At 60.1% G+C, this 21,754-nt stretch carries 17 protein-coding genes; 9 read left to right on the top strand and 8 right to left on the bottom strand.

Annotated features, from left to right (window positions below; genetic code table 11):
• Positions 1-54: 54 nt before the first annotated feature.
• From NKI05_RS16625 to NKI05_RS16610, 4 genes are read right to left on the bottom strand one after another with little or no spacing between them, the layout of a single operon-like run.
• The gene (locus NKI05_RS16625; protein WP_023667950.1) at positions 55-696 is read right to left on the bottom strand and encodes a ribbon-helix-helix domain-containing protein; all 642 of its coding nucleotides are present in this window, start codon (positions 694-696) and stop codon (positions 55-57) included.
• Positions 686-1,975: an HlyD family type I secretion periplasmic adaptor subunit gene (locus tag NKI05_RS16620; RefSeq protein WP_023667951.1), complete on the bottom strand. Its 1,290-nt coding sequence runs from the start codon at positions 1,973-1,975 to the stop codon at positions 686-688. The genes NKI05_RS16625 and NKI05_RS16620 overlap by 11 nt, the downstream gene beginning before the upstream one ends.
• 43 nt (positions 1,976-2,018) lie before the next feature.
• Positions 2,019-4,151 carry a type I secretion system permease/ATPase gene (locus NKI05_RS16615; RefSeq protein WP_023691465.1) on the bottom strand — a complete coding sequence of 711 codons (2,133 nt, stop codon included), beginning with the start codon at positions 4,149-4,151 and terminating at the stop codon, positions 2,019-2,021.
• A gap of 37 nt (positions 4,152-4,188) precedes the next feature.
• Complete coding sequence (locus NKI05_RS16610) at positions 4,189-5,637, bottom strand: TolC family protein (RefSeq protein WP_023681072.1); 1,449 nt, start codon at positions 5,635-5,637, stop codon at positions 4,189-4,191.
• Positions 5,638-7,519: 1,882 nt separating this feature from the next.
• On the opposite strand from NKI05_RS16610, the gene NKI05_RS16605 reads away from it, so the two are divergent.
• The 6 genes from NKI05_RS16605 (at position 7,520) to NKI05_RS16580 (ending at position 14,551) form a co-directional block, all read left to right on the top strand.
• Complete coding sequence (locus NKI05_RS16605; RefSeq protein ID WP_023691463.1) at positions 7,520-8,236, top strand: pentapeptide repeat-containing protein; 717 nt, start codon at positions 7,520-7,522, stop codon at positions 8,234-8,236.
• A 144-nt stretch (positions 8,237-8,380) separates the two neighbouring features.
• Positions 8,381-8,536 (top strand): hypothetical protein, encoded by a 156-nt coding sequence (locus NKI05_RS16600; RefSeq protein WP_023681074.1) that lies wholly within the window; start codon positions 8,381-8,383, stop codon positions 8,534-8,536.
• Positions 8,537-8,736: 200 nt separating this feature from the next.
• Positions 8,737-9,924: a magnesium transporter gene (locus NKI05_RS16595; protein WP_031205635.1), complete on the top strand. Its 1,188-nt coding sequence runs from the start codon at positions 8,737-8,739 to the stop codon at positions 9,922-9,924.
• A gap of 533 nt (positions 9,925-10,457) precedes the next feature.
• Complete coding sequence (locus NKI05_RS16590; RefSeq protein WP_196814912.1) at positions 10,458-11,675, top strand: tetratricopeptide repeat protein; 1,218 nt, start codon at positions 10,458-10,460, stop codon at positions 11,673-11,675.
• A gap of 11 nt (positions 11,676-11,686) precedes the next feature.
• Entirely contained in the window at positions 11,687-12,496 is an 810-nt protein-coding gene (locus NKI05_RS16585) for a FecR family protein (protein ID WP_023817785.1), read from the top strand.
• Positions 12,497-12,511: 15 nt separating this feature from the next.
• Complete coding sequence (locus NKI05_RS16580; RefSeq protein WP_023815925.1) at positions 12,512-14,551, top strand: CHASE2 domain-containing protein; 2,040 nt, start codon at positions 12,512-12,514, stop codon at positions 14,549-14,551.
• Positions 14,552-14,639: 88 nt separating this feature from the next.
• Here NKI05_RS16580 and NKI05_RS16575 read toward each other — a convergent pair whose 3' ends face one another.
• The 4 genes from NKI05_RS16575 to NKI05_RS16560 all read right to left on the bottom strand — a co-directional run bounded on the left by NKI05_RS16575 (position 14,640) and on the right by NKI05_RS16560 (position 17,813).
• Positions 14,640-15,614, bottom strand: a complete 975-nt coding sequence (locus tag NKI05_RS16575; RefSeq protein ID WP_023744460.1) for a L,D-transpeptidase family protein — start codon at positions 15,612-15,614, stop codon at positions 14,640-14,642.
• 315 nt (positions 15,615-15,929) lie between these two features.
• A complete protein-coding gene (locus tag NKI05_RS16570; RefSeq protein ID WP_023815924.1) occupies positions 15,930-16,184 on the bottom strand; it encodes a hypothetical protein in 255 nt (84 codons plus the stop codon).
• A gap of 224 nt (positions 16,185-16,408) precedes the next feature.
• The gene (locus NKI05_RS16565) at positions 16,409-16,612 is read right to left on the bottom strand and encodes a hypothetical protein (protein ID WP_023667962.1); all 204 of its coding nucleotides are present in this window, start codon (positions 16,610-16,612) and stop codon (positions 16,409-16,411) included.
• Positions 16,613-16,901: 289 nt separating this feature from the next.
• A complete protein-coding gene (locus NKI05_RS16560; RefSeq protein ID WP_023744461.1) occupies positions 16,902-17,813 on the bottom strand; it encodes a LysR family transcriptional regulator in 912 nt (303 codons plus the stop codon).
• A 176-nt stretch (positions 17,814-17,989) separates the two neighbouring features.
• On the opposite strand from NKI05_RS16560, the gene NKI05_RS16555 reads away from it, so the two are divergent.
• The 3 genes from NKI05_RS16555 (at position 17,990) to NKI05_RS16545 (ending at position 21,744) form a co-directional block, all read left to right on the top strand.
• Positions 17,990-19,192: an MFS transporter gene (locus tag NKI05_RS16555; protein ID WP_023815922.1), complete on the top strand. Its 1,203-nt coding sequence runs from the start codon at positions 17,990-17,992 to the stop codon at positions 19,190-19,192.
• A 299-nt stretch (positions 19,193-19,491) separates the two neighbouring features.
• Entirely contained in the window at positions 19,492-20,319 is an 828-nt protein-coding gene (locus NKI05_RS16550) for a transporter substrate-binding domain-containing protein (protein WP_023736090.1), read from the top strand.
• 144 nt (positions 20,320-20,463) lie between these two features.
• On the top strand, positions 20,464-21,744 hold the full coding sequence (locus tag NKI05_RS16545) for an NAD(P)/FAD-dependent oxidoreductase (protein WP_031205631.1): 1,281 nt from the start codon (positions 20,464-20,466) through the stop codon (positions 21,742-21,744).
• Positions 21,745-21,754: the final 10 nt, after the last annotated feature.

Raw genomic sequence — 21,754 nt, 5'->3', positions numbered from 1 at the left:
TCTTGTTTGACGCAATTTTCCACGGAAACCGCTCACACTTTTCCCGGAATTGCTCTAGCCGCCGAAGACGAACGCCATCAGCAGTTCCGGCTCGACCACCGGCGCCCGCACCGCGCTCAGTTGACCGCGGTAGCGGCGGTCGCCGGCGCCTATGACGAAACCGGTCGCGACCGGCGTCTCGCCATTGGCGTCGAGCCTGGCGAATATGTCGGCGACATTGAGGTCCAGCGCCAGCTTGAGATCCTGGCGCGCGTCCTCGTTCGGCGCCACCGGCAATTGCCGCCGCACCAGTTGCTGGAACGGCGCATTGAAGGTCAGGATCTTCTTCGACGATGCCAGGGCAAAGGCCGGCGAGGGACAGGCGACGAGAATGGCGCTGATGGTCTTGATCGACGCGAGCCTCTGCAAGGTGAGGTTTTGGTCGGCCAATCCACGCATGCAGGCTACGCGAATTGCCGATGTCAGGTTTCCGGCGTTGGCGTGGCTCTCTGCAATTTCCTCGATCAGTGTGCCGATCGTGCATTTGCGGCTTTCCGCCATCTGCTTCAGCGATGTCCAGAACGCCCGTTCCAGACGAATGCCGCGGCGCGTGCCGCCACGCGCCACAACCCGGAACTCGAGACCGAAATCCTCACTCGCCAGCGGTGGCAGCAGCCGGTCGCGATCGACCGGGCGGGAGATCGCACTATCGCTCACTCATTGCCTCCTCCCGCGCCTTGTTGATTGGTTTCAGAAGGTAGGTGAGAATCGTTTTGCGTCCGGTCTTGATGTCGACCGAACAGATCATGCCGGGGATGATGGAATAGGTCTTGCCGTCGCGTGTCAGGGTCGATTTGTCGGTGGCGACACGCACCTGATAGTACGGTTCGCCGGTCTTCTGGTCGACAAGGCTGTCGGCAGTGATGTTCGACACCTTGCCTTCGATGCCGCCGAAGATCGAGAAGTCATAGGCGGTCACCTTGATCAGGGCATCCTGGCCCGGCCGGATGAAGGCGACGTCCCGCGGTGAGACCCGGGCTTCGACCAGCAGGGTCTCGGACGTCGGCACGATACCCGCGACGACCGCGCCGGGCTGGACGAAGGCGCCGACCGTGTTGATGTCAAGCGTGTTGACGATACCATCGACAGGCGAACGGATATCGGTACGCGCCACCTTGTCGGTGGCACCGCGTATCGTCTCGTCCACCACCGAGAGATCGGCCAGCGCCTGCGTCAGATCGCTGAGCGCTTCCTGTTGCAGCTGGAGGCCAAGTTCGTCGACCTGAAGCTTGGCTTCCGTGATGGCAGACCTGGCTTTCTTGATGGTCTCTCCGGCAAGCGTCAGCTGACCATTGAGCTCGGTCTGCTCGCGCTCGACGCGGAGCTGCTCGGTTCGCGCCATCAGGCCTTTCTTGACCATCGCTTCGACCAGCTTCGCCTCCTGGTCGCTGACGGCCAGGTTCTTGGTGAGGCGATCGGCATTGGCGTTGGCTTCGTCGAGTTCCTTCTCACGCTGATCGAGCCGCGACTTTAGAACCGACAGTTTGACTTCGAAGTTGTCGCGCCGCGCGATTAGCAGCTTCTGCTCGTTGTCACAGATTTCCGGCGCCACCTTCTGGATCTCTGACGGACAGGGAAACGCGCCCTCGAGGCTGCCGGTCTGTTCGAATTGGAGCCGTGCAATGCGCGTCTGCAGCGCCCGCGCCTTGGCCTGCTGCTCGCCAAGGCTGGAAGTGTTGAAGGTGTTGTCGAGACGAATGATGAGGTCATTCTTCTTGACGACCTGACCGATCGTCACGGCGATTTCCTGAACCACGCCCGGCTCGCTGGCCTGGATGATCTGGGTCTTCGACGCCGGTATGATCTTGCCGTCGCCGCGTGCGATTTCATCGACCTCGGCGAAGGATGCCCAGGCTACCGAACTCGCAAAAAGCGCCCCGATAATGAATATCGAAGCCGACGCAAAAAGCGGCGGACGGTCTTCCCTGGCTAGCATTTACCACGTCCCAACGTGCTGTGTTCACGCATAATTCTGTTCGTCAGGCGCTTGTTTTCTGCAGCGCTTGTATCACTTGGTCTTTCGGTCCATCGGCAACGATCTTGCCCTGCTCGATGACGATCAGGCGGTCGGCCAGCTCGAGCATGCTGAAGCGGTGCGTCGATACGATCAGGGTCGTGTTGCGATCGAAAGCCACTTTGAGCTGCTTGATCAGCTGGCGCTCGGAAGCCAGATCCATCGAGCCGGACGGCTCGTCCAGGAACACGATTTTCGGTTTGGTCAGCAACAGGCGGGCAATTGCCATTGTCTGCCTCTGACCGCCCGAGAGATTGGTGCCGCGCTCGCCGACATTCATGTCGTAGCCTCGCGGATGGCGGGAGACGAAGTCGTCGACGCCTGCAGCCTTGGCCGCCTCGACGATCTGCTCATCGGTCGCCTCCGGGCACGCCATCAGGAGATTTTCCTTGATGGTGCCGGAAAATAGATCGTTGGCTTGCGCGACGATCCCGACCGCGGCGCGAACCTCAGATGGGTGGTATTGGCGGATGTCGATCCCGTCCAGCAGCAGCTCGCCGGAGGTCGGCAGGAAAAGCCTGCCGATCAGCCGCCCCATGGTCGTCTTTCCCGAGCCTATGCGGCCGATGATGCCGATCCGCTCACCGGGCTTCACCGAGAAATTCAGGCCGGTCAGCACTTCGTTTTCGGAACCCGGGTAGACAAAGCCGACATTCCTGAATGCCATTGCACCGTTGCGAATGGGGCGGTTGACGAAACCAACCGTGTCCGGCCGATCCTCAGGCTGCGCCATGATCGAATTCACCATTCGCAGGGACAGCATCGCCTGGCGAAGTCTGGACAAGGTGATCGCAATCTGCCCAAGCGGGGCCACCGCCCGGCCCGCCAGCATGACGGTGCCGATGATGGCGCCGGTCGAGACATGCCCTTCCGAAAAGGCATAGGCGCCGGCCACGATCAAAGCGACGGTGACCATCTGCTGGATGGCTTGGGTTATGTTGCCGGCGGCAGCCGAAAGCTGTTTGATCTTCTCGGACGTGTTGGATGCGTTCTTGGAATGCTCCGCCCATTTTCGCAGAAGGTAAGCCTCTGCGCGCAGCGATTTGATCGTTTCCAGCGTGGAGATGGATTCCACCAGCAGGGCCTGGCGCTGCGAAGCCTCGTTCATGGAAGCGGCAACGCGTTTGCCGATGCGCCGTTGCGTGATCAGCCCGACGATCACCGAGGCGACAAAGGCAATGGCCGGTATGACGACCAGCCAACCGCCTATCGCATAGATGACAAGAAGAAAGACGAAGACGAAGGCTGTGTCGATGAAGACGCTGATGGTGTTCGACGTGAAAAACTCGCGCACGAACTCGTACTGGGTCACCCGATTTGCATATTCGCCGGTTGAGCCGGGCCTTGCGGACAAGGACGAATTCAGCACCTTCTCGAAAAGCATATAGGAGATGCGAAGATCGGCCTTGCGCCCGGCATAGTCGATCAGTGACGCTCTGGCGGTCTTCAAGAGCAGGTCGAACAGAATGACCGCGCCGATCCCGATCGACAGCACCCAGAGCGTCGATATCGCCTTGTTCGGCAAGATCCTGTCGTAGACGTTCATGGTGAAGATCGGTGAGGCAAGAGCCAGCAGATTGATGAATACCGCCGACAGGATGACCTTCGAATAGGTGCGCCAGAACGGCCCCATCGTGCCGGTCAGCCAATGTCGCCGCTCGATCTTGGCCGCCGAACCGACGCTCATCGCCTCTACTGCGTTGGCATAGGTTATCGAGAAGGAAACGCCGCCACTAATATAACTTCCGGAAAACTCGGATTTGCTAATTGTGGTGCGCCCGTCTTCCTGGGGAGCGGTCGTAAATCCACCGTCCTCGGTCTGGGCAAGCAGCGCAACCGGCAACTGGCTGACGCGAAACAGAATGGCGGGAAGGTCGATGCGTCCGCGAAGAAAGTCGCGATGGCTGAATTCCGTGATTTCAAGACCGATGCGTTCGGCAAGATGCCGGATGGCGTCGATATCGATGCGGGTGTCTGACAGCGGCACGCCGGCAAACAGCACGGTCTCGGAACTCGGCCTGCCGAGGTACCCGGCAACAGCGGAGAAGCAGGCCTTGAACGCCTCTTTTGGGGAGAGGATTTTGGGTTGTGGGTTCACGATCAGCCCGCAGGACTATCGTTCGTCCTTGACCTTCCTACTTCTTTCTTACCGGTGCGAGGATGTCGAAAGGCAGATCGTTCGTCTGCTCCGACGGCGTGCGCGCATACGTTTCGGTGTCGGCCGTTTCAGGCGCATTGAACTCGGCCTTGGCATAGGCGGTGGCCTGTTTTGCCGGCTGAAGATTCATGGTCTTCAGCAACTGCCCGGTTGCCGCCAGCAGCCGGTACTGCGCGAAAAGCGACGCGTAGGATGCGGTGTCGGCAAGCGTAGCTGTGTTGAACCGCGTGTTCTGCGCGTCGAGCACGTCGAGCAGCGAGCGCTGTCCGACCTTGAACTGCTCGCGATAGGACGCCACCAGCCTTTCGTTGGCGGCAGCCTGAAGCTTCAATGTCTTTGCCAGATCGGCCTGCCGGAAGCGGCGATCCCATGACGTACGGACGGCTTCCTCGATCTCGCGCAGAACCTGGTGCAGCACAAGGCGCTGCTCGCTGGTGCGGCGGACCTGCTCTTGCTCGTTGGCTTTGTCGATGCCGCCGCGATAGAGGTTCCAGCGCAGCACCAGCCGCGCCTGCAGGTCGCTAGCGTCGCCATCGTCGCCGTCGATGTCATAGCCGCCGCGGGCGCGGCCTTCGGCGATGACGGAGGGCCCGAATTTCGCCCGCGCCGCATCCACCAGGGAGGCGGCGGCGTCGATATCGCTGTTGGCCATGTGGACGCGCGGATTGTTCTGTCGCGCCAGCCCTAGCGCGTCGTCGAGCGACCTTGGCAGCGCGCTCGAGACATCGCCTGGCCTTGACGCGTTGGTCAGCGGCTTACCGACCGTCTTGAAGAACCGTATCTTGGAAGCCTCCAGTTCTTCGGTCGCCTCCTGCATACGTGCCTTGGCAGCGAACAGCCGCTCCTCGGCCTGCTGGCGATCAGCCTCGTTCAACGCGCCGCCTGCAATACCTTGCCGGATGTCGCCGAGGATTGCCTGGTGAAAGCCCAGATTCTTCTTCGCTTCCGAAACGATCGAAGCCTGCAGCATGTATTCGAGATAGTCCTGGACGACAGACAGTCCAATGAATTCAGACCGTTCCAGCACCCGGAACGATGCGCCGTCGACCCGCGACGCCTGGCGGTTCAGTTCCGCCCGCCTTGCGCCGCTGTCATAAAGCGTCTGCGTGACAACGACGTCGGCTTCCGCCGGATAGAGCGCGTCATCCTCTATGGACAGCGAACGCCGGGAGGAATTGTCGAGACGACGAACCCCCGCCGACGCCTCGACATCGACGCTGGGAAGATAAAGTCCCTTCGCTTGGCGTAGCTCGAATTCGATTGCTTCGCGGTTTTCGATCGCCTGGCCAATTTCGGGGTTGGACTCCACCGCAACCGCCATCGCCTCCTGGAGAGTGAGCGCGTGAGCATTCCCACAACTCAATATGGCGACCGTCGTCAGCAGGCCGAGGCGCTTGCCTATCGCCGACATAGATGTCGTATTCATTTCACCCCACCCCAACGTTCCCCTGCGCCATTATTGCCAGGCGTTACAACTCAACCGTGATTGTTCACAAATTTGCAAAATATGGGAGCACTTATTGATTTAGTGACCGCTAAAACGCTAAATTCAAGCAAAATTCTATAGAATGTCGCAAAAATGGCACATAAAATACCCACTGCGGTTTTTGGGTAACAGCCTTCCGAGTTTGAACAGGCAAGCGAAACCGCTCCGGGAAGGAGGACCGCAAGGCCCCCTTATGACCTATTTTCTCCTGATGGCTTGACTATTTCTGGGTGTACTTTTTCAGCGAGGTGACCGACAACATCTTGGTTGGCGGCTACAATCGGCAGGATAATCTTAGCCCGTTTGCCAAGAGCCTGGAACGGACACCCCGGCCTTTCTTCGACCTGAAGCGTGGGCATAAATCCCGGAGCCGGCGAATAAACGCCGACGACTGCTTCACTGGCCAGCGTGCCAGAATAGGGGCTCGTATGACGGCCGATCAACGACTGGGTCAACCGAAGAGGTGACGGTACTTTTTGAGGCGGTTCGGTAGGCCATCGAATGCCGCAAGGTCCAAAAATCCCTCGATTGATCCCGATAGCTGGTGAAACCTCAAAATATTTCTTGTGGCGATTTTCCGTTAAAATCAAAAGCGTAATTTTTTTGACGGTTCTAGTGTCGGCCTTTCGCAGCTCAGAAAAAAATTTGACTGTAACGAGTCATACGCTGTTTAAACAATGCGGAACGAAGAGGTCGGTAGCGCCACCACTTTGCGGGACGACATACGAGAGTTGCAGGACGAGCGGTCAAACATCGAGGGGCCGCCGGCTCGTTAGATACCACTACTCGTTCTTCCGCGCCATTCCAACAGGCTGAACTTCGAGGCAAGTGAGCCCGTCCTGGTCCGGCGCCTCGACTCGTAAATCCATTCCACCGACTACAACTGCCTGCAAGCTGCCGCTTGTTTGTTACTTCCCAGGTCTCATCGGCATACTCGAGGCGCTAGACCGTCGGCTGGTCGCGCGCTGTTGCCGCAGCTGCCGATCTGCAACCGCCCCCATTTCCGCCGTTCTGGACCCTGTCTCCCAACGTTTGCAAAACGAGGTCAGCTATGGTCGGCAGTTTGGGGGTCGCGGGAGCATACGGGATGATACGGGACCTTTCAGATTTTGGCCCACCAAAAATTCAGCAAAATCAACAATTTCCGTTCGCCCTCCGGGTCCACCAATAACTCACGGCTTACGCCGAACTCTTTGTTTTGTGAATTGAGCGCTTTCCCGAAAGTATGTGCCTTTGGATCGACATAGTCGTCAGTCCGTTCGTCTATTCACCTTCTGGGATGCCACCTGTCACACGTAACCCAAGAATTTCAGCTTCGAAAGACTTCCAGCGATTCGTGCGGCAATCGGCGGCTACGACGTGCAACAGGATGGGTTCACACGACCGATGGCTCAAACCACGGGAAGGCGCTCGTTGACAGTCACTATGGTTGTCACGGCCTCACGCTTCAGCTGTCGCTCTCCGCCCCGCCGGCGCTGGGAGGGTCACCACCGAACTTTGGATGGTGTCTCTGGCCGGGGGATATCCAGGTTTCTATGAAATCCAACGGATCTACGCTCCCCGTCATTTCCTTCGCGAGCGTCAGACGCTCCTCCAGGCGCTGCTCACGCTCCTCGTTCGTGCACTTGAGGCGCTCACGCGCATCCGCGAAAAAGCACTCTACCGTCAAAGCCTTTCCCCACCTCTCGATAATTTCGCAAGCTGCTGCTGGCTATCGGCGGAACGTTGATGCGCAACTGTGACGGCGGTCGTTACCGTGGCTCGAGTGTCAGCAGATGTGGTAAGGCTGATTGTCGACGAGTAGCAGAGGGGTCCAGCAACAATGACTTTGAGACGAACCAGAGCTTACGGCGGATCCGGCTTGGTTCTGGCGGTTTGCACAGTATTGGCTTGGCAAAACGCCACCGCCGCTCAAGATTGCTACGCAGCCGCGACGCCTGGCGTCAATTGGCAGGAGTGTGACAAAAAGCTTCTCATCCTAGAAGGACAGGACCTGAGCGGGGCAAACCTGTTCGGTGTTGATTTCACTTCGACCGACCTCAGGAACAGCAATCTCCTTGCGGCAAATTTTGAGAAGGCAACGCTTGTGCGCGCTTCCCTGGCCGGCTCTACCGCCAAAGGCGCCCGGTTCGACAAAATCGAGGCGTACAGGACCGACTTCAGCCATATGGACGCGCAGGGCGCCGTGTTTACGGGCGCGGAAGTGCAGCGCTCGAATTTCCAGGACGCCAATCTGGTCAATGTTGATTTCACAAAGGCGGAATTGGGGCGTGCGCAGTTCCATGACGCCGATATCAGCGGCAGCCACTTTTCGTTTGCCAATCTCGCGCGGGCGGACTTCCGAGGAGCGAAGTTCACCGCACCGATAGACTTTGAGGGCGCTTTTTTCTTTCTGACCCGTATCGAGGGCCTCGATCTATCCAATTCGGCGGGTCTGTCCCAGTGGCAGCTCAACATGGCTTGCGGGGACGCCCGGACCGAGTTGCCTTCTGGCATGACGAGGCCAGAAAATTGGCCCTGTCAATTCCAGCAGGAATAGCCCGCCCGTCCGCTTCCCGCCCAAAGGCTGCCGGGCGGCAAAGCGCCTCAATTCAGTCCTCGGCCGCGGGTCAAAGCACGACACTGCGGGACATTTCCGGCAATCTCATTTACCGGCGAACGACAACGACTAAATGGAGGACGGATGCCCAAGGTCAAAGGTGATACCGCTCTGGACAAGGAGCGCGCCAAAACAGAGAAGCTCCTCAAAAAGGTTGGATACACCGCCTTGAAGGAGGCCGGTGTGGTATCCAAGCGACCCGACCTCCCAAATCTAAAGGTTGAAAAGCGAGGGAAATAGCGCGGACACTCGCATGCTGACCTGACGAGGGCACGCCCAAAATGTAGACGTCTGCTTTGCCTTCTCAAGCTAGGAGCGTGCAGGCGGCGCTTGCGAGAACCACAAGGCGGACTGCTGGGCCGGAAGAACTGTCGTATTTCCGCCCCGGTGCGATCCGATACTTCACAACTTCTTCACTTTCAATTGGGGGGCCATATCATATGAACGAAGAGACCGGCGTTCAGAAGTTGGTGCGCACGCTGCGTGCTCGAGCACCTGATGACGCAGCTGAATTGCTCGCTAGAGAGTCTCCCGAGTTCATCCGCGACACACTAAAGCTGTTGCCTGACGGGCACGCCCGTAAGGTGGCCGAGCATTTGCCACAGCATATGCGGCCCATCAGCTCTCATGATGGTGACATGGGTTTCGCGATCCCCGAGTCGCTCATCGAGGTGATGGACCCGATCCCCGCCAGCGTTCCTGTCGGGACGACGGTTGCTGCCGCGGTGGAAGCTGTCAGAGGCGCCCAGGTGCCGACCGAGCTCACTTATCTCTACGTCACGGACAAGGGCAATAAACTGGTTGGCCTGGCGGTCCTGCGCGATCTGATGCTGAGCGAACCCGACGCGATTGTCGATCACATCATGCTGCCCAGGCCGTTCGCTCTTTATGTCGGTCTCTCTTTGAGTAACGCATGCAAGGCGGCGGTACGGCGTCACTATCCTGTCTATCCGGTGGTGGATGCGGAGAACCGGCTGCTCGGGCAGGTTCGCGGCTGGCGATTGTTCGAGCAGCAAATCATCGAGATTTCCGCCCAGTCTGGACAGATGGTAGGCCTCCAGAAGGAGGAGCGCTCTTTTACGCCGCTGTTTTCAGCCTTCCTGAAGCGTCATCCGTGGCTGCAGTTGAATCTCCTGACGGCCTTCATGGCCGCATTCGTGGTCAGTTCGTTCACAGGCACGATCGAGAAGATCGTCGCTCTGGCGGCGTTTCTTCCAGTCTTGGCCGGGCAGAGCGGAAACACCGGCTGCCAGGCACTGGCTATGACGCTGCGTGGCCTTGCCCTGGGGGATGTGGACAAACGACCGAAGCTGCACTTGGTGATGAGAGAGGGCGCGCTCGCGGCCGCCAACGGCGCGCTCGTCGGCGTTGTTGCGGCTGCGGCGATGTGGTTCTATGCCTCGAGGCAACCGGAGTCGGCGGCGCAGGCGCCGATGCTGGCACTTGTGATCCTGCTTGCCATGTCCGGAGCGTGCCTCATGTCCGGCATCTCCGGCGTGCTGATCCCGTTGGGCCTGCGCCGGGTAGGCGCCGATCCGGCGGTCGCCTCGGCGATCTTCCTCACCACCGTGACCGATATTGTAGGCATGGGCCTGATGCTGGGGCTGGCCACCATGCTCGTGCTGTAGCAAGCTGCGTGCGGTGACGCGTCCCTGGGCGTTGAGGCAATGAGCTGACCTCGCGTTCAAAGAAATTGCAAGACCCGGGCCGAATCGCACACGCGTCGTGAGAAGCACCTTCCGGCAGCTCTCCGGCCCCTTGCGAAACGCGACGGAAGGCCTTTGGAAAAGCCGTGGGTGACCTTGAAGCCTGGTGACCAGATACGCAGGATCGCCCACCCAATATTAATCTTGTCGGCTGTGCGATCCACGCTGATGAGATTTGATTTTGTTAAGCCTTGGGCCAAATACTTCAATCACGTGCAGCAATGTTGAGAAGAGTTTTTGACAATCAGCGCAGCCGAAAAAGGAATAAACCCGATATCTTGTTGCGCAGCTGCAACAGCTGCTGAGGACTCGCATAAGTCCGGCGATCGTTCAGTCGCCTTTTTCTTGCAGTCGTGCTAAATCCCTCGCACTAGTCGGGTTTGGGGTGGGTTCTCGGCATGCAATCTTCGTTTCGAACGATCTTCGGCTTCGCCGCAGCGCTGCTTTGTGCCGGCGTGTTGCCGGCCGGCGCACAAGGTCTTTTTGGGGCCTATGACGATGCGTTTGCGGCCCGCATCGCCAGTCCGGCCGACAATGGAACGCTCGCCCAATTCGTCACGGTCGCGGTCAACGCTGGGCAATACGATCAGGCGATCTCCTCGATCGAGCAGTATCTGATCCAATACCCGCGCGATGCGCGCGCCCGGCTTGCGGCCAGCCGGTTATATTATCATGTCGGGTCCTATGAATTGGCCCGGCGGCAGGTGCAGTACGGCATCGAAGTCGGAGGTCTGACCGCAAGTGAGCAACAGGAAGCTGTTCGCCTGCTCGCCCGCATCGAGCGCGCGTTGCGTGGCGTCACCTGGGAACTCGCCCTGACCGGCGGCGTATTCAGCGCATTCACCGATTTTGAGCCAGGCGGGGCGCAGGACGACGACAGCTTCGTCTCGCCTTACGGGCAGGCGGAAGGTTTTGTGCGGTGGGACCTCGGCACGCCAAGTGCCGACGCGCTCGTTCTTTCGGGGTCGTTGACCGCGACTGAGCGTCTTTTCACGGAAGACCTGTCGGTTCCGGGTGGCGAGAAGACTTTTATCCACGGCAACGCAGCGATAACCTGGGACAAGGGACTGCCCAACAACGGGATCGATTCGCTGCGCCTGCTGCTTTCCGCGTTCACTGTTACGGATCGTTTCGACAGCGACATTTACGAAACCGGTATCGGCCTCAGTGGACGTTTCGTCGTTCGCCCGACGGTCGAGACGACGCTCTTCGCCGGTGGCGGCTACATCGATCTAAGCGCCTCGCAAGGCATTTTCGCGGATAGCAGGGTCTTCTATGAGGCAGGCGGCAGCTACCGCTTCCGCAATGGCCAGGCGCTCGGCTTGCGCTTTGTCGGCTCGAATGACTTCGCTTCCGGATCGGGCGAAATCAGCCGCAGCTATACGGGCGAGGTCCGCTATGGCGGACTGTTGATGAACGTACCGGATCTTTTCGCATGGTCGCACCAGATCGCCTTATCGGCCGGCCACAGCGACACTCCCGATCTGTCCGTCGGCATCGGCACAAATATCAAGAGCGACTTCTGGCGCATTGCCTCGGAAAGCGATTTTCAGCTGACGGAAGCGCAGAAGATCAGCGTCGATCTCGCCTACCGCAAAACCAACTTCGCCCTCGCCAACCGCGACCGAAAATCGTTCGAAATGCTCATGAGCTATACGTTGACGCTCAATTGAAAGAGGCCGCGATGAGGTATCATCAGATCGTCATTTTTATCGCCTGCCTCGCCTTCGCGGCACCATCCGCTGCTGAGACGGTCGGGTCGATGACGGCCTATCAGACCATCATCGTCCGCAATAACGGCGGGACGATGAACGTTGGCGCCGGCGTCGAACTCGGCGACCAGTTGCGCAGCAATCCCACCGGTCTCGGAATGCTGGTGTTCCGGGATGAATCGAGCGCCAAGATTGGTCCAAACACCAGCCTGACGATCGATGAGTTCGTCTACAATCCGGGCTCCGGGTCGGGAAAGATCGACATCGGGATGAACAGCGGCCTGGCCCGTTTTTATGGCGGCCAGGTTTCGAAAGGGGGCGTCATGCAGGTTGCGACGCCGCACATGGTGCTCGGAGCGAGAGGCGGCATCATCGAAGTGCTGGTGGCAGCCGGCCAGACCGTCGGCATATTGCGCGCCGGCCGCATGACCTGCACGATCAATGGCAAACGGCTGGTCATCACGAACCCGGGCTACGCCTGCACGTCGGACGATGGCAAGCTTCTGGCCGGCTACGGCGGCATCGACGCCTTCCCGATCTTGGACAGTATCGACCGGATAGCGGGAACCGGCCTGCCGGGCGCACCGGGTCCTGGGTTGGACGTAAGCGCAATTTGTACGTCGGCTCTAGGCTCCTCGCTCAAAGTCTGCGGGTCCAGGGACGGCGCACTGCCAGGAGTGGTCATGGAATTCCCTGACAGCCCAACGCCACCTGCGGGCAGCGGGGGCCGGCGGGGCGAGTGTGAGGGTGAGGGTTGCTGCTACTACTACAACTGCGATTAGGCCTGGCTGCACGAGATGAGCCACTCGGTCGGTAGGCGCTGGGCTGATTGGCGGCAAGCCGTCAAAATATCCGGCCTTTTGGTCGTGCTCCTGCTGCTCGCTTGCCATTTGGCTTTTGACGGGCCGTTGTCGCGCCTGCGTGAGCGGACGTACGACTTTTATCAGTTTCTCGCCCCACGCCAGGCGACGAGCAATCCTGTCGTGATCGTCTCGATAGACGACGACAGCCTCAAGGCACATGGGCGATGGCCCTGGAACCGTGGCCTCTTGGCCGATCTGGTCGATGGCATCACGCAATCCGGCGCGGCGGTGGTCGGGCTTGCGCTGGTACTCCCCGAGGCTGACACCTCGCCTGAGGGCATGGCCGGAGACAAGCGCCTGGCAGCGGCGCTGTCCAAAAATCGAACGGCGCTTGCCGTCAGCCTGGGCAATGAAGCGACGGTTTCAGAAGCAGAACCCAAAGCCGGCTGGTCGATCGTCGGGCAAGTACCCGATACACTTCCCGGCTTCACCGGTCTTACCGGGTCGCTTGCCGAATTCTCGAACGCCGCCGCAGGCCTAGGCGTGATTCGCACCTTGCCCGATCCCGACGGCGTACTGCGCCATGTGCCGCTGCTCTGGCTTCGCAACACCCCTCAACGCGCGCAGCTGTGGCCGTCTTTCGCACTCGAGCTCCTGCGCCTTTACGCTGGACAGGACGGTTACACAGCCCGGATGAATGCAGCCGGGTTCGACGCACTCAGGATGGCAGGCGCCATTGTGCCGCTCGAGCCGGAGGGGAGCATCCGCCTCTGGGAAACCGCCACCGACACGCCTCGCCTGTCTGCCAGCACTATCCTTTCGGGCCATGGCGATCCGCGGCTGCGGGACGCCATCGCCATTGTCGACCTGTCGGCTGTGGGCCTGACGCAGTACCTGCCCACGCCGACGAGTCCAGCGCGACCAGGAGCGGAGATCCACGCCGATGCGATCGGCCAGATGCTTGCCGGGCGCTTCCTGGCAGAGCCAGCGCACGCGCGTATGCTCGAGCGGCTCTGGTTTCTCCTCAGTGCCGTCGTTTTCATCGGGGTTTCCGGAGTGCTCGCCGGGCGTGTCGTGCTTGGCGCCCTCTCCCTGGCGCTGCTGGCCGTCACGCCGTTCGTGTTCGGCGCTCTCGAGTACAGCCTGCAGGGTGCACTCTATGACCCGCTGCAGCCGGCGCTTGCAACCATCATGGTTGCGGGCTTCGAAGGCTATGTCCTCTACAGGCGCAGCGAGCAGCGCCGGTCCACCCTGACGCGACAGTTCTCCCAATATCTGTCGCCCTCCGTGGTGCAGCGCCTCGCAAGCTCGGACACCGAGGCAATCCTGTCCGGCGAGAAGCGCGAGATCACCATTTTGATCAGCGACATACGTGGCTTCACGACCATGAGCGAACAGCTCGACACCCAAGAGATCGCCAAGGTGGTCAACCATTTCCTCGGCATTGCGACCGATGAGATCCTCAAGCGCGACGGCACCATCGACAAGTTCATGGGCGATGCGGTGCTGGCCTTCTGGAACGCACCGCTAGATCAACCCGATCATCGTGAGCGTGCGCTCGACGCGGGCCTGGCCCTTATCGAGCGGGTGAGGCGCGAAGACGCCGCCTTCACCGCGGATGGCCATCGCTCCATCGAAATCGGCGTCGCCATCGAGACCGGCATCTGCTCGGTAGGCAATTTCGGCTCCGAACGGCGCTTCGATTACACCGCGATCGGCTCCCCCGTGAACCGCGCGGCACGGCTCGAATCGACGACCAAGAAGCTGGGCATCCCCCTGGTGCTTGGACCCGGCTTTGCGGCAGGAGCATCGATGCCGGTCGTCCAGGCGGGCGCCTTTGAGCTCCAGGGTTTCAAGGGCGAGGTGCCGGTTTTCACCGTTCCGGAGATGCAAGCTGCTCAACAAGGTATGAGCCGCGAAGTAGAGAGCCAACATGGTGAGCAATCTGGCGCCCCCGCCATGGTGGTTGGTTCGCCGCCATCCGTGCAAATGGCGCCGCTTGACCTGACACCCCGAACCCGGAGCATCCGCTGATCGGATCCAGCGGATCGCAAGATGCGATTGTCACGGGCACAGACGGACATCTCGTTTCGGCGACCATCGAGGGATGCGACGGCTTGCGTCACTCGTCCTTGAAAGTCACCTTCATATGTTTGTGCACCATTGAGGCGAGGTCCTCGGCATCCCAGTTCGTTAGCCTAATGCAGCCGTGAGAGAAGGTCTTCCCGATCTTGCCGGGTTCGGGCGTGCCGTGAATGCCGTAGCTTTCGATGGAGAGGTCGATCCAGATTGATCCCACGGGATTGTTAGGGCCGGCAGCAATGGTGAAGGGCCGCTTGGTTTTGACTCCCTTGAATGCAAAATCGGGATCGTAGTGATAGGTCGGGTTGTGCACCACCCTTTGGATCTCTGCCTGCCCACTTGGTGCCGGCTTCTCGTCGCTCCCGATCGACGCAGGGTAGACGGCAAGCGCTTTATTGGAGGGGTCGAGCACGCGCACCTGATGAGCGCCTTTGTCGACTTCGACGCCGGCAATGGTGGCGGGAGGTTCACCCCGGCCAACATCTGGTACCAGCAGCGTGGTTCCAGCTTTCCTGAATCCGGTGCCTGGGTTTAGCCTCCTGAGCAATGGTTCGCTCACATGGAAGCGCTCCGCCAGCTTCTCGATCGAGTCGTGATAGCCAAGCCTTCTCAGGCGAGCCATCCTCTCCATGCGCCCCGGAATGCGTTTGGTGAAGGGGCCGCGTACATCTTTGCGGTTCAGTTCATAGGTGACCAGAGCTGGGCTGGTGGAGGTTGCCATCAGCTTGTCCCAAGTCGCCTGGGTGAGCTTGCCATCTGGCGCCAGTCCGTTCGACGCCTGGAAGGCCTTGACCGCCTTGGCGAAGTTCTCTCCAAGGCGGCCGTCGATAAGCCCCGGTGAGAAGCGCGCACGATCCAAAAAAATTTGCGCCTTCAGCACGGCAGGATCGAGCCCTTTCGGGTCGCCGGCGGAGAATTGCGCCTGATTTACCGCGGCTAGATCCAGCTTGGCCGCCTCCGTCCCGCCGCATGCGAAGGCGAATGCAATGGCGAGGAGGAGAAGGAGCCTGATCATCGATGTCACTCCTTGCGTTAAATCGCACCTGATCTGCTTCTATGACGCGCTGTGGCAGATCTGGTTCCATTCGCCGGTAGGAGGATCATAGGCAACCAGCCTTACGCTGCCGACCGGTCCGAGACGTTCGATGCCCAATGCCTTGCCCCTCACGAGAGGCGTTGCTGGCCTCGCAGATCGGCAGTGTAAAAATGGTCTGGCCATGTTGACGTGAGCTTCTACCTTCAAACTGCCCACTACCTGGACCGGCAGTCAAATGGTCTCAGGGCAGCAAGTGAGGAGATGCGCTGGGAACCGGCTTATCGGGCGGGTATTCTATTGATCTTCGGTATCGATAGATCCATGTTCCGTCGTCACTGTGATCGCGTTGTCGCCCGCGATTGCTCTAGCGTATTCGAGGCGCTCCAACTTCTGTTCTGCCGATAGGCCTTTGAACATCGCGGTGGCCGAGTTCGTGATTTTGAAGTCGCCGCAACTCGGACAGCGAAACTCCCGGATGTCACCAACTGTCTCCGAATTAACGAGCGCCTGCTCATCTGTAATCGGGCAAATTGCGGCCATCCAAGCCATCGTGGTCCTCCGTCCTAAGGCCGTCCTCGATTACCCAAAAGGCATCGTCGAGTGCAAAATCCATTTCTGCCGACGCTCACCCCACCTGGAGTACTCCACCGAGTAGATTGCGCTCTCCACTCTCCAACCCAGAATGTGGATTAAAGCCAGTTCCTCGGCGAGCGATTTGCTGGTGAGCGGTAGGCGCTCTCGCTCTGGAGCCTCTCCCAAACGATCGGAGATGTTCATGTAGCGTCGGGCAGGACCGAAGGGCCGGAACGTGGCGTTTTCATCTCTTCGGCAATCACCAGTAGCGCCTCCAGAGCGACGGCGATCCCCGACATCACCGTACTTATGTCTGCGCTGCCGCCGAGCGTCGAAAGTTCGGCCGCTCGCGTTTGCATGCTTTGGCTCAGCTCTTGTAACTTCAGGCGCAGCTCGTCATCCATGTATGTTCTCCAAGCTTGACGCTGGAGGAACGCGCCTGCTTACAACCCGTTCCGCCGGTGGCCGCAGAGAACCGGAGACACCGCAGATGCTACAACTTGCGCTGTGGCGGCGCTTAGGATGGGCGGTGGATTGAGCCTCAGCGACTGACCGTCGGCAAATAGCGGATGCTTCAGTCTCGAAAAGGTGCTGGACGGCTCGATATGCACCGCCCCTTGGCCCAGGGTGCTGGTCCCATGCACAGTAAGGCCGTGCAAGTGCGCGCGGCCTCTGGGCTCAACATTCCAGTCGTCATGGTCCAAAGTTGTCCCAAGGTGGGTTCTCACCAAAGCGGGCGGCGAGAAGCGTCACGAAGCTTTGAACTTTGGCGGAAAGATGCCTTCTTGACGGGTACATCGCGTATATCGACCGGCTTACCGGCTTGAACTGGGGCATCACTGTCTCCAGCTGGCCCGAACGAATGGCTTCTCCAACAAGGAAAGTGGGGCAAAGTACTATGCCTGCTCCACCCAGCGCCGCATCGCGCAGGAGCTGCCCGTTCGTTGCCGTCATCCGTGCAGTGATTTTTACCGCCACTTCCCCCTTTGGTCCGTCGAACCGCCATTTTCCGCGGCTGGCGCGCAACGCGTAGTCCAGACAATCATGGTCGTGGAGATCCGACGGCTTTGTGGGACGCCCGCGTCTGTCCAGATAGTCGCGCGAAGCGCAGACCACCTCGCGTGAGGGCGCGATTCGGCGAGCAACCAGATTGGAAACCGTGAGTGGAGCGATGCGTACCGCGACATCCAAGCCCTCTTCCACGATATCAACCACACGGTCGTCCAACACCAACTCAACCGACACCTCCGGATAGACCGCGAGATATTCTGCAACGACTCTCCCAAGGTGCATCGCGCCGAAGGAGATCGGCGCGCTGACACGCAGTGAGCCGGTCGGACGTGTCTTGCTCTCGGCCGCGCTCGTACGAACTTCCTCGACATCCTCGATTATGCGCAGACTGCGCTCGTAGACGGAGGCGCCGACCTCTGTCAGGCTGATGCGCCGGGTCGTCCGGTTGAGAAGGCGTGCGCCAAGCCACTCTTCCAGCATTTGGACATGCTTGCTCACGGCCGCTGGCGATAGTCGCATCCGCTTGGCCGCTCCAGCGAAGCTGCCTTCACCGACGACGTTGGCAAACACGGTCATGCTGGTCAGCCGGTCCAACTGCAATCACCTCTTTCATTCACGTTTCGTGAATTCACCATCCATATTTCCCTCCATTATCAATCCACGGTGGACAGATTATCTGAAGCCAGGCCGGGATCAATTGCCCGATCCGTCTCTCTAACATTTGCCCGAAACGTCGGCGTCGAGTGCCTTCTTGCGGGCTGGAGGTGATCATGTCTCTGACCAAAGCAGCCCTTCAGGAGAAACAGGGAGCCACTGTTCGCATGTGGCTCTCCGTGCTCACCGTATCGCTGGGTATTTTTTCGATGATCACTGCGGAGCAACTCCCTGTGGGGCTGATTCCGGCAATTTCTTCCGAGTTGAATGTCTCTGTTGGGAGTGGCGGTCTCACGGTGACGATACCCGGCGTAATTGCGGCGTTCGCTTCTATCGGTTTGCCGTTGGCAGTGGGGAGGCTCGACCGGCGTATTCTGATGGCGGGCCTGCTCGCGGCAATGGCTGCGGCGAGCGTGATTTCAGCGCTTGCAACGAACTTTCCCGTTCTGCTCGCGTCCAGGCTGCTCGTCGGGATCACCATCGGTGGCTTTTGGGCGATAGCCGGGAGCATCGCAGTACGCCTTGTTCCTGGACCGTCCGTGCCGCGCGCCATGACTATTGTCTTCGGCGGTGTAAGTGCCGCTGCGGTGCTGGGCGTGCCGGCCGGCACGATCATCGGTGATCTAGTCGGCTGGCGCGGCGCGTTCTGGTCTCTCGCCGGTCTGAGCTTTGCCATACTGCTCGCCGCCCTGCTTGTGCTTCCGAAGCTGGAGGCGGCGCAGCCTGTGGAGGTGAAAGCCCTGCGTGCGCAATTGCGCAATCCCGCCCTTCTGGCGGGCGTGGTTGCGACCGCACTGCTGGTGGCTGCTCACTACGGTGCCTACACCTTCGTGAGCCCGGTGTTGCTGGAGGTCTCGGGCGTCACTGCAGGGAGCATAGGCTGGCTACTGTTGGGATATGGCATTCTCGGAATGATTGGCAACGCCGTCGCAGGCGTCTGGGCCGCCAAATCCGTCGGTCGCACATTGGCCTGCATCGTCATTGGGCTCGGCGCCACGCTGGCTCTCTTCCCTTTGCTCGGGGTCACGCCGCTCACAGGAACCATCCTGCTGCTGGTGTGGGGCTTCGCGTATGGCGCGGCGCCCATCACGCTGCAGACGTGGGTGCTGAGTGCAGCACCAGAAAGCGCGGAGACCGCGACGGCCATCTACTGCTTCACTTTCAATCTTGCCATCTCCGTGGGTACCCTAGCGACCAGTCAGATCGTCGACACGATGGGCGTGAACAGGGTCCTCTGGGTCGACTCCGCCATCATCCTGCTGGTGCTGCTGCCGGTGTGCCGCGCACCCATGCTTAACCGGAACATCGGAAACTCGTAGACAGCAAGCCATCCTGTGCCGCCATCTGTCTATGATGCTGTGTAGGTTGAAGTAGACCTTCGTTCCTCTGTCTTGAAAGTCACGCGCGTCACATCAAACGCGGGTTCCGCCGCACCGTGCGGGTGCCGATGCTTTGCGCCCCCGGAGGACAACTGGCTACTTGAAAAAGGACTTGATCCCCTCGTCGATATGTGTGCTGATATGAGATCGATCTCATGCCGCGCTCTCAATTGCTGTTTCTCTACGGGAGCGCGCTCTGGGAAGCATATGTCTGAATGACGATGAAGAGGGAGGTTCAAGTGAGGAAATTGATCGCGTGGCTGGCCTTGGCCACTACCACGCTCGCGTTCGCGTCTGCGGCGTCGGCGGGTGAAACCATCGACCGGGTTACCTCGAAGAAGGCAATGGTGGTCGCCACAAACAGCGGTTGGCCGCCGCAGAGTTTCCTCGACGACAGTAATCAGTTGGTCGGCTTCGATATCGACGTCTCGAAGGAGATCGCAAGGCGCCTCGGTGTGGAGGTCAGTTTCGACACGCCGGACTGGGCGACGATGACGGGCGGCCATTGGCAGGGACGCTACGATCTGGGTGTCGGCTCGGTGACGCCGACCAAAGCGCGGGCCAAGGTGATCGATTTCGAAGGCATCTATTATTATAGCCCCTACGTTTACGTGGTTCACAAGGACAGCCCGGCCAAATCGGTCGCCGACCTGAACGGTAAGATCATCGGCGTCGAGACCGCCACCACGTCGGAGGATTTCATCCGCAGACAACTCGAGATCGATGCTCCCGGCCTGCCGCCCATCGAATACAAGCTGGAGCCAGGTGAGATCAGGACTTTCGCCGACTCAATGCTGCCGTTCGACGATTTGAGGCTTGGCGACGGCGTGCGCCTCAACGCGGTCATCGCACCAGAACAGACGGCTCAGAACGCGATAAAGAACGGCTACCCGTTGCGTGTCCTGGAAGGCGGCTATGCCTTCCGTGAGCCGCTGGTGGTGATCGCGGAAAAAGGTGATGCCGAGTGGAATGCCAAGATCGGCGGCATTCTCGACGAGATGAAGAAGGACGGTACCCTCGCGAAACTGACCACCAAGTGGTACGGCAAGGATTACAGCGCCGACTGAGGAGCGTCGTGGATAAAGCTTGAGCGGGATGCATTCAATTGAACATCCCGCTCCATCTGTTTTGTTTCAGCCGCATTTCCACGACACCGGGCGGCTCCGCCTGCCTGCAAAATGCTCTAGTGCCGCCACCTCATCATATTGATCATGACATGTCCTGACACCTATTACCGACGCACGCTTGCCGACAACACCATCAGACCGCCGCTGAGCGGCGTTTCCGAGTGCGAGACAGTCGTTGTCGGCGGCGGACTGGCCGGCCTGACGACGGCGTTGCAGCTGGCTCGCGCCGGCCAGCAGGTCGTCGTGCTTGAGGCGCAGCGGATAGGATTCGGCGCTTCCGGTCGCAATGGCGGCTTCGTCAATCCCGGTTTCGCCACCGGCACCGACAACATCGCCGCGATGGCCGGCGTCGACGCGGCACAAAAACTGCACCGCCTGTCCATCGAAGGCGTCGACTTCGTGCGGCAGACGATCCGCGATCTCGACGTCAAGGCGGCAGAGCCGCGCTCCGGTATATTGAGCGTGCTTCGCCACGATGGCGGCGCCGTGCTCAAGGCATATGCCGAGCAACTGGCGCGGGATTTCGACTACCGGCTCGACTATCTCGATCGCGACCAGGTGCGAGCGGTGCTGCATTCGGATCGCTACCACCAAGGCCTGCGCGATCCCAGCGCCTTCCACATGCATCCGCTTAACTATCTGCGCGCCGTTGCTGGCGAGATCGAGCGGCTGGGCGGCAGGATATACGAGAGAACGGCTGCCGTTGAAGCCAACCTTGACGGCGCCGAAAAGATCTTGCGTACCGACAGCGGCGAAGTGCGCGCCCGCCAGGCCGTAGTTGCCACCGGCGGATATACGGGCCCACTGGTCGGCCGGCTGCAGCGGGCATTCCTGCCTATCGCCACTTACGTTATGGTGAGCGAGGAGGCGCCTGACCTCATCGCCAGGGCGATTACGACGACCGACGCCGTCGGCGATAACCGTCGCGCAGGCGATTATTACCGTGTTGTCGAAGGCGGCAGGCGGCTGCTCTGGGGAGGGCGCATCACCACCCGGGCAGCCTCATCGGGCGTGTTGGCGAGGCAATTGCGCCGTGAGATGGTCACCACTTATCCGCAGCTCGAACACCTCAAGACCGAACTCGCCTGGTCCGGGCTCATGTCTTATGCCCGGCACATGATGCCCCAGATAGGCCCGTTGCAGCCGGGCGTCTGGTACCTCACGGCTTTTGGTGGCCATGGCATCAACACCACGGCGATCGCCGGCAAGTTGATCGCCGAAGCCATACTGGGACAATCGGACCGTTACCGGCTGTTTGCACCATTCGGCCTTGCCTGGGCGGGCGGCCCGGCTGGACTTGCGGTTGCGCAACTCACCTACTGGAAGCTGCAGGCGCAGGATTGGTGGCGCGAGCGGGCCCGCTGACCGCAGGGAG

The organism is Mesorhizobium sp. M0771, assembly GCF_040320155.1.
In the GTDB taxonomy this organism is placed as follows: domain Bacteria; phylum Pseudomonadota; class Alphaproteobacteria; order Rhizobiales; family Rhizobiaceae; genus Mesorhizobium.
Note: the sequence above shows the minus strand (reverse complement) of the source record. Positions and strands in the feature narration are given on the sequence as shown.

Bases quoted from the DNA above. Each gene is read 5' to 3' on its own strand.
- NKI05_RS16620 (WP_023667951.1), bottom strand. From the start codon at position 1,975: ATGCTAGCCAGGGAAGACCGTCCGCCGCTTTTTGCGTCGGCTTCGATA.
- NKI05_RS16610 (WP_023681072.1), bottom strand. From the start codon at position 5,637: ATGAATACGACATCTATGTCGGCGATAGGCAAGCGCCTCGGCCTGCTG.
- NKI05_RS16605 (WP_023691463.1), top strand. From the start codon at position 7,520: ATGACTTTGAGACGAACCAGAGCTTACGGCGGATCCGGCTTGGTTCTG.
- NKI05_RS16600 (WP_023681074.1), top strand. From the start codon at position 8,381: ATGCCCAAGGTCAAAGGTGATACCGCTCTGGACAAGGAGCGCGCCAAA.
- NKI05_RS16595 (WP_031205635.1), top strand. From the start codon at position 8,737: ATGAACGAAGAGACCGGCGTTCAGAAGTTGGTGCGCACGCTGCGTGCT.
- NKI05_RS16585 (WP_023817785.1), top strand. From the start codon at position 11,687: ATGAGGTATCATCAGATCGTCATTTTTATCGCCTGCCTCGCCTTCGCG.
- NKI05_RS16580 (WP_023815925.1), top strand. From the start codon at position 12,512: ATGAGCCACTCGGTCGGTAGGCGCTGGGCTGATTGGCGGCAAGCCGTC.
- NKI05_RS16575 (WP_023744460.1), bottom strand. From the start codon at position 15,614: ATGATCAGGCTCCTTCTCCTCCTCGCCATTGCATTCGCCTTCGCATGC.
- NKI05_RS16570 (WP_023815924.1), bottom strand. From the start codon at position 16,184: ATGGCTTGGATGGCCGCAATTTGCCCGATTACAGATGAGCAGGCGCTC.
- NKI05_RS16565 (WP_023667962.1), bottom strand. From the start codon at position 16,612: ATGGATGACGAGCTGCGCCTGAAGTTACAAGAGCTGAGCCAAAGCATG.
- NKI05_RS16555 (WP_023815922.1), top strand. From the start codon at position 17,990: ATGTCTCTGACCAAAGCAGCCCTTCAGGAGAAACAGGGAGCCACTGTT.
- NKI05_RS16545 (WP_031205631.1), top strand. From the start codon at position 20,464: ATGACATGTCCTGACACCTATTACCGACGCACGCTTGCCGACAACACC.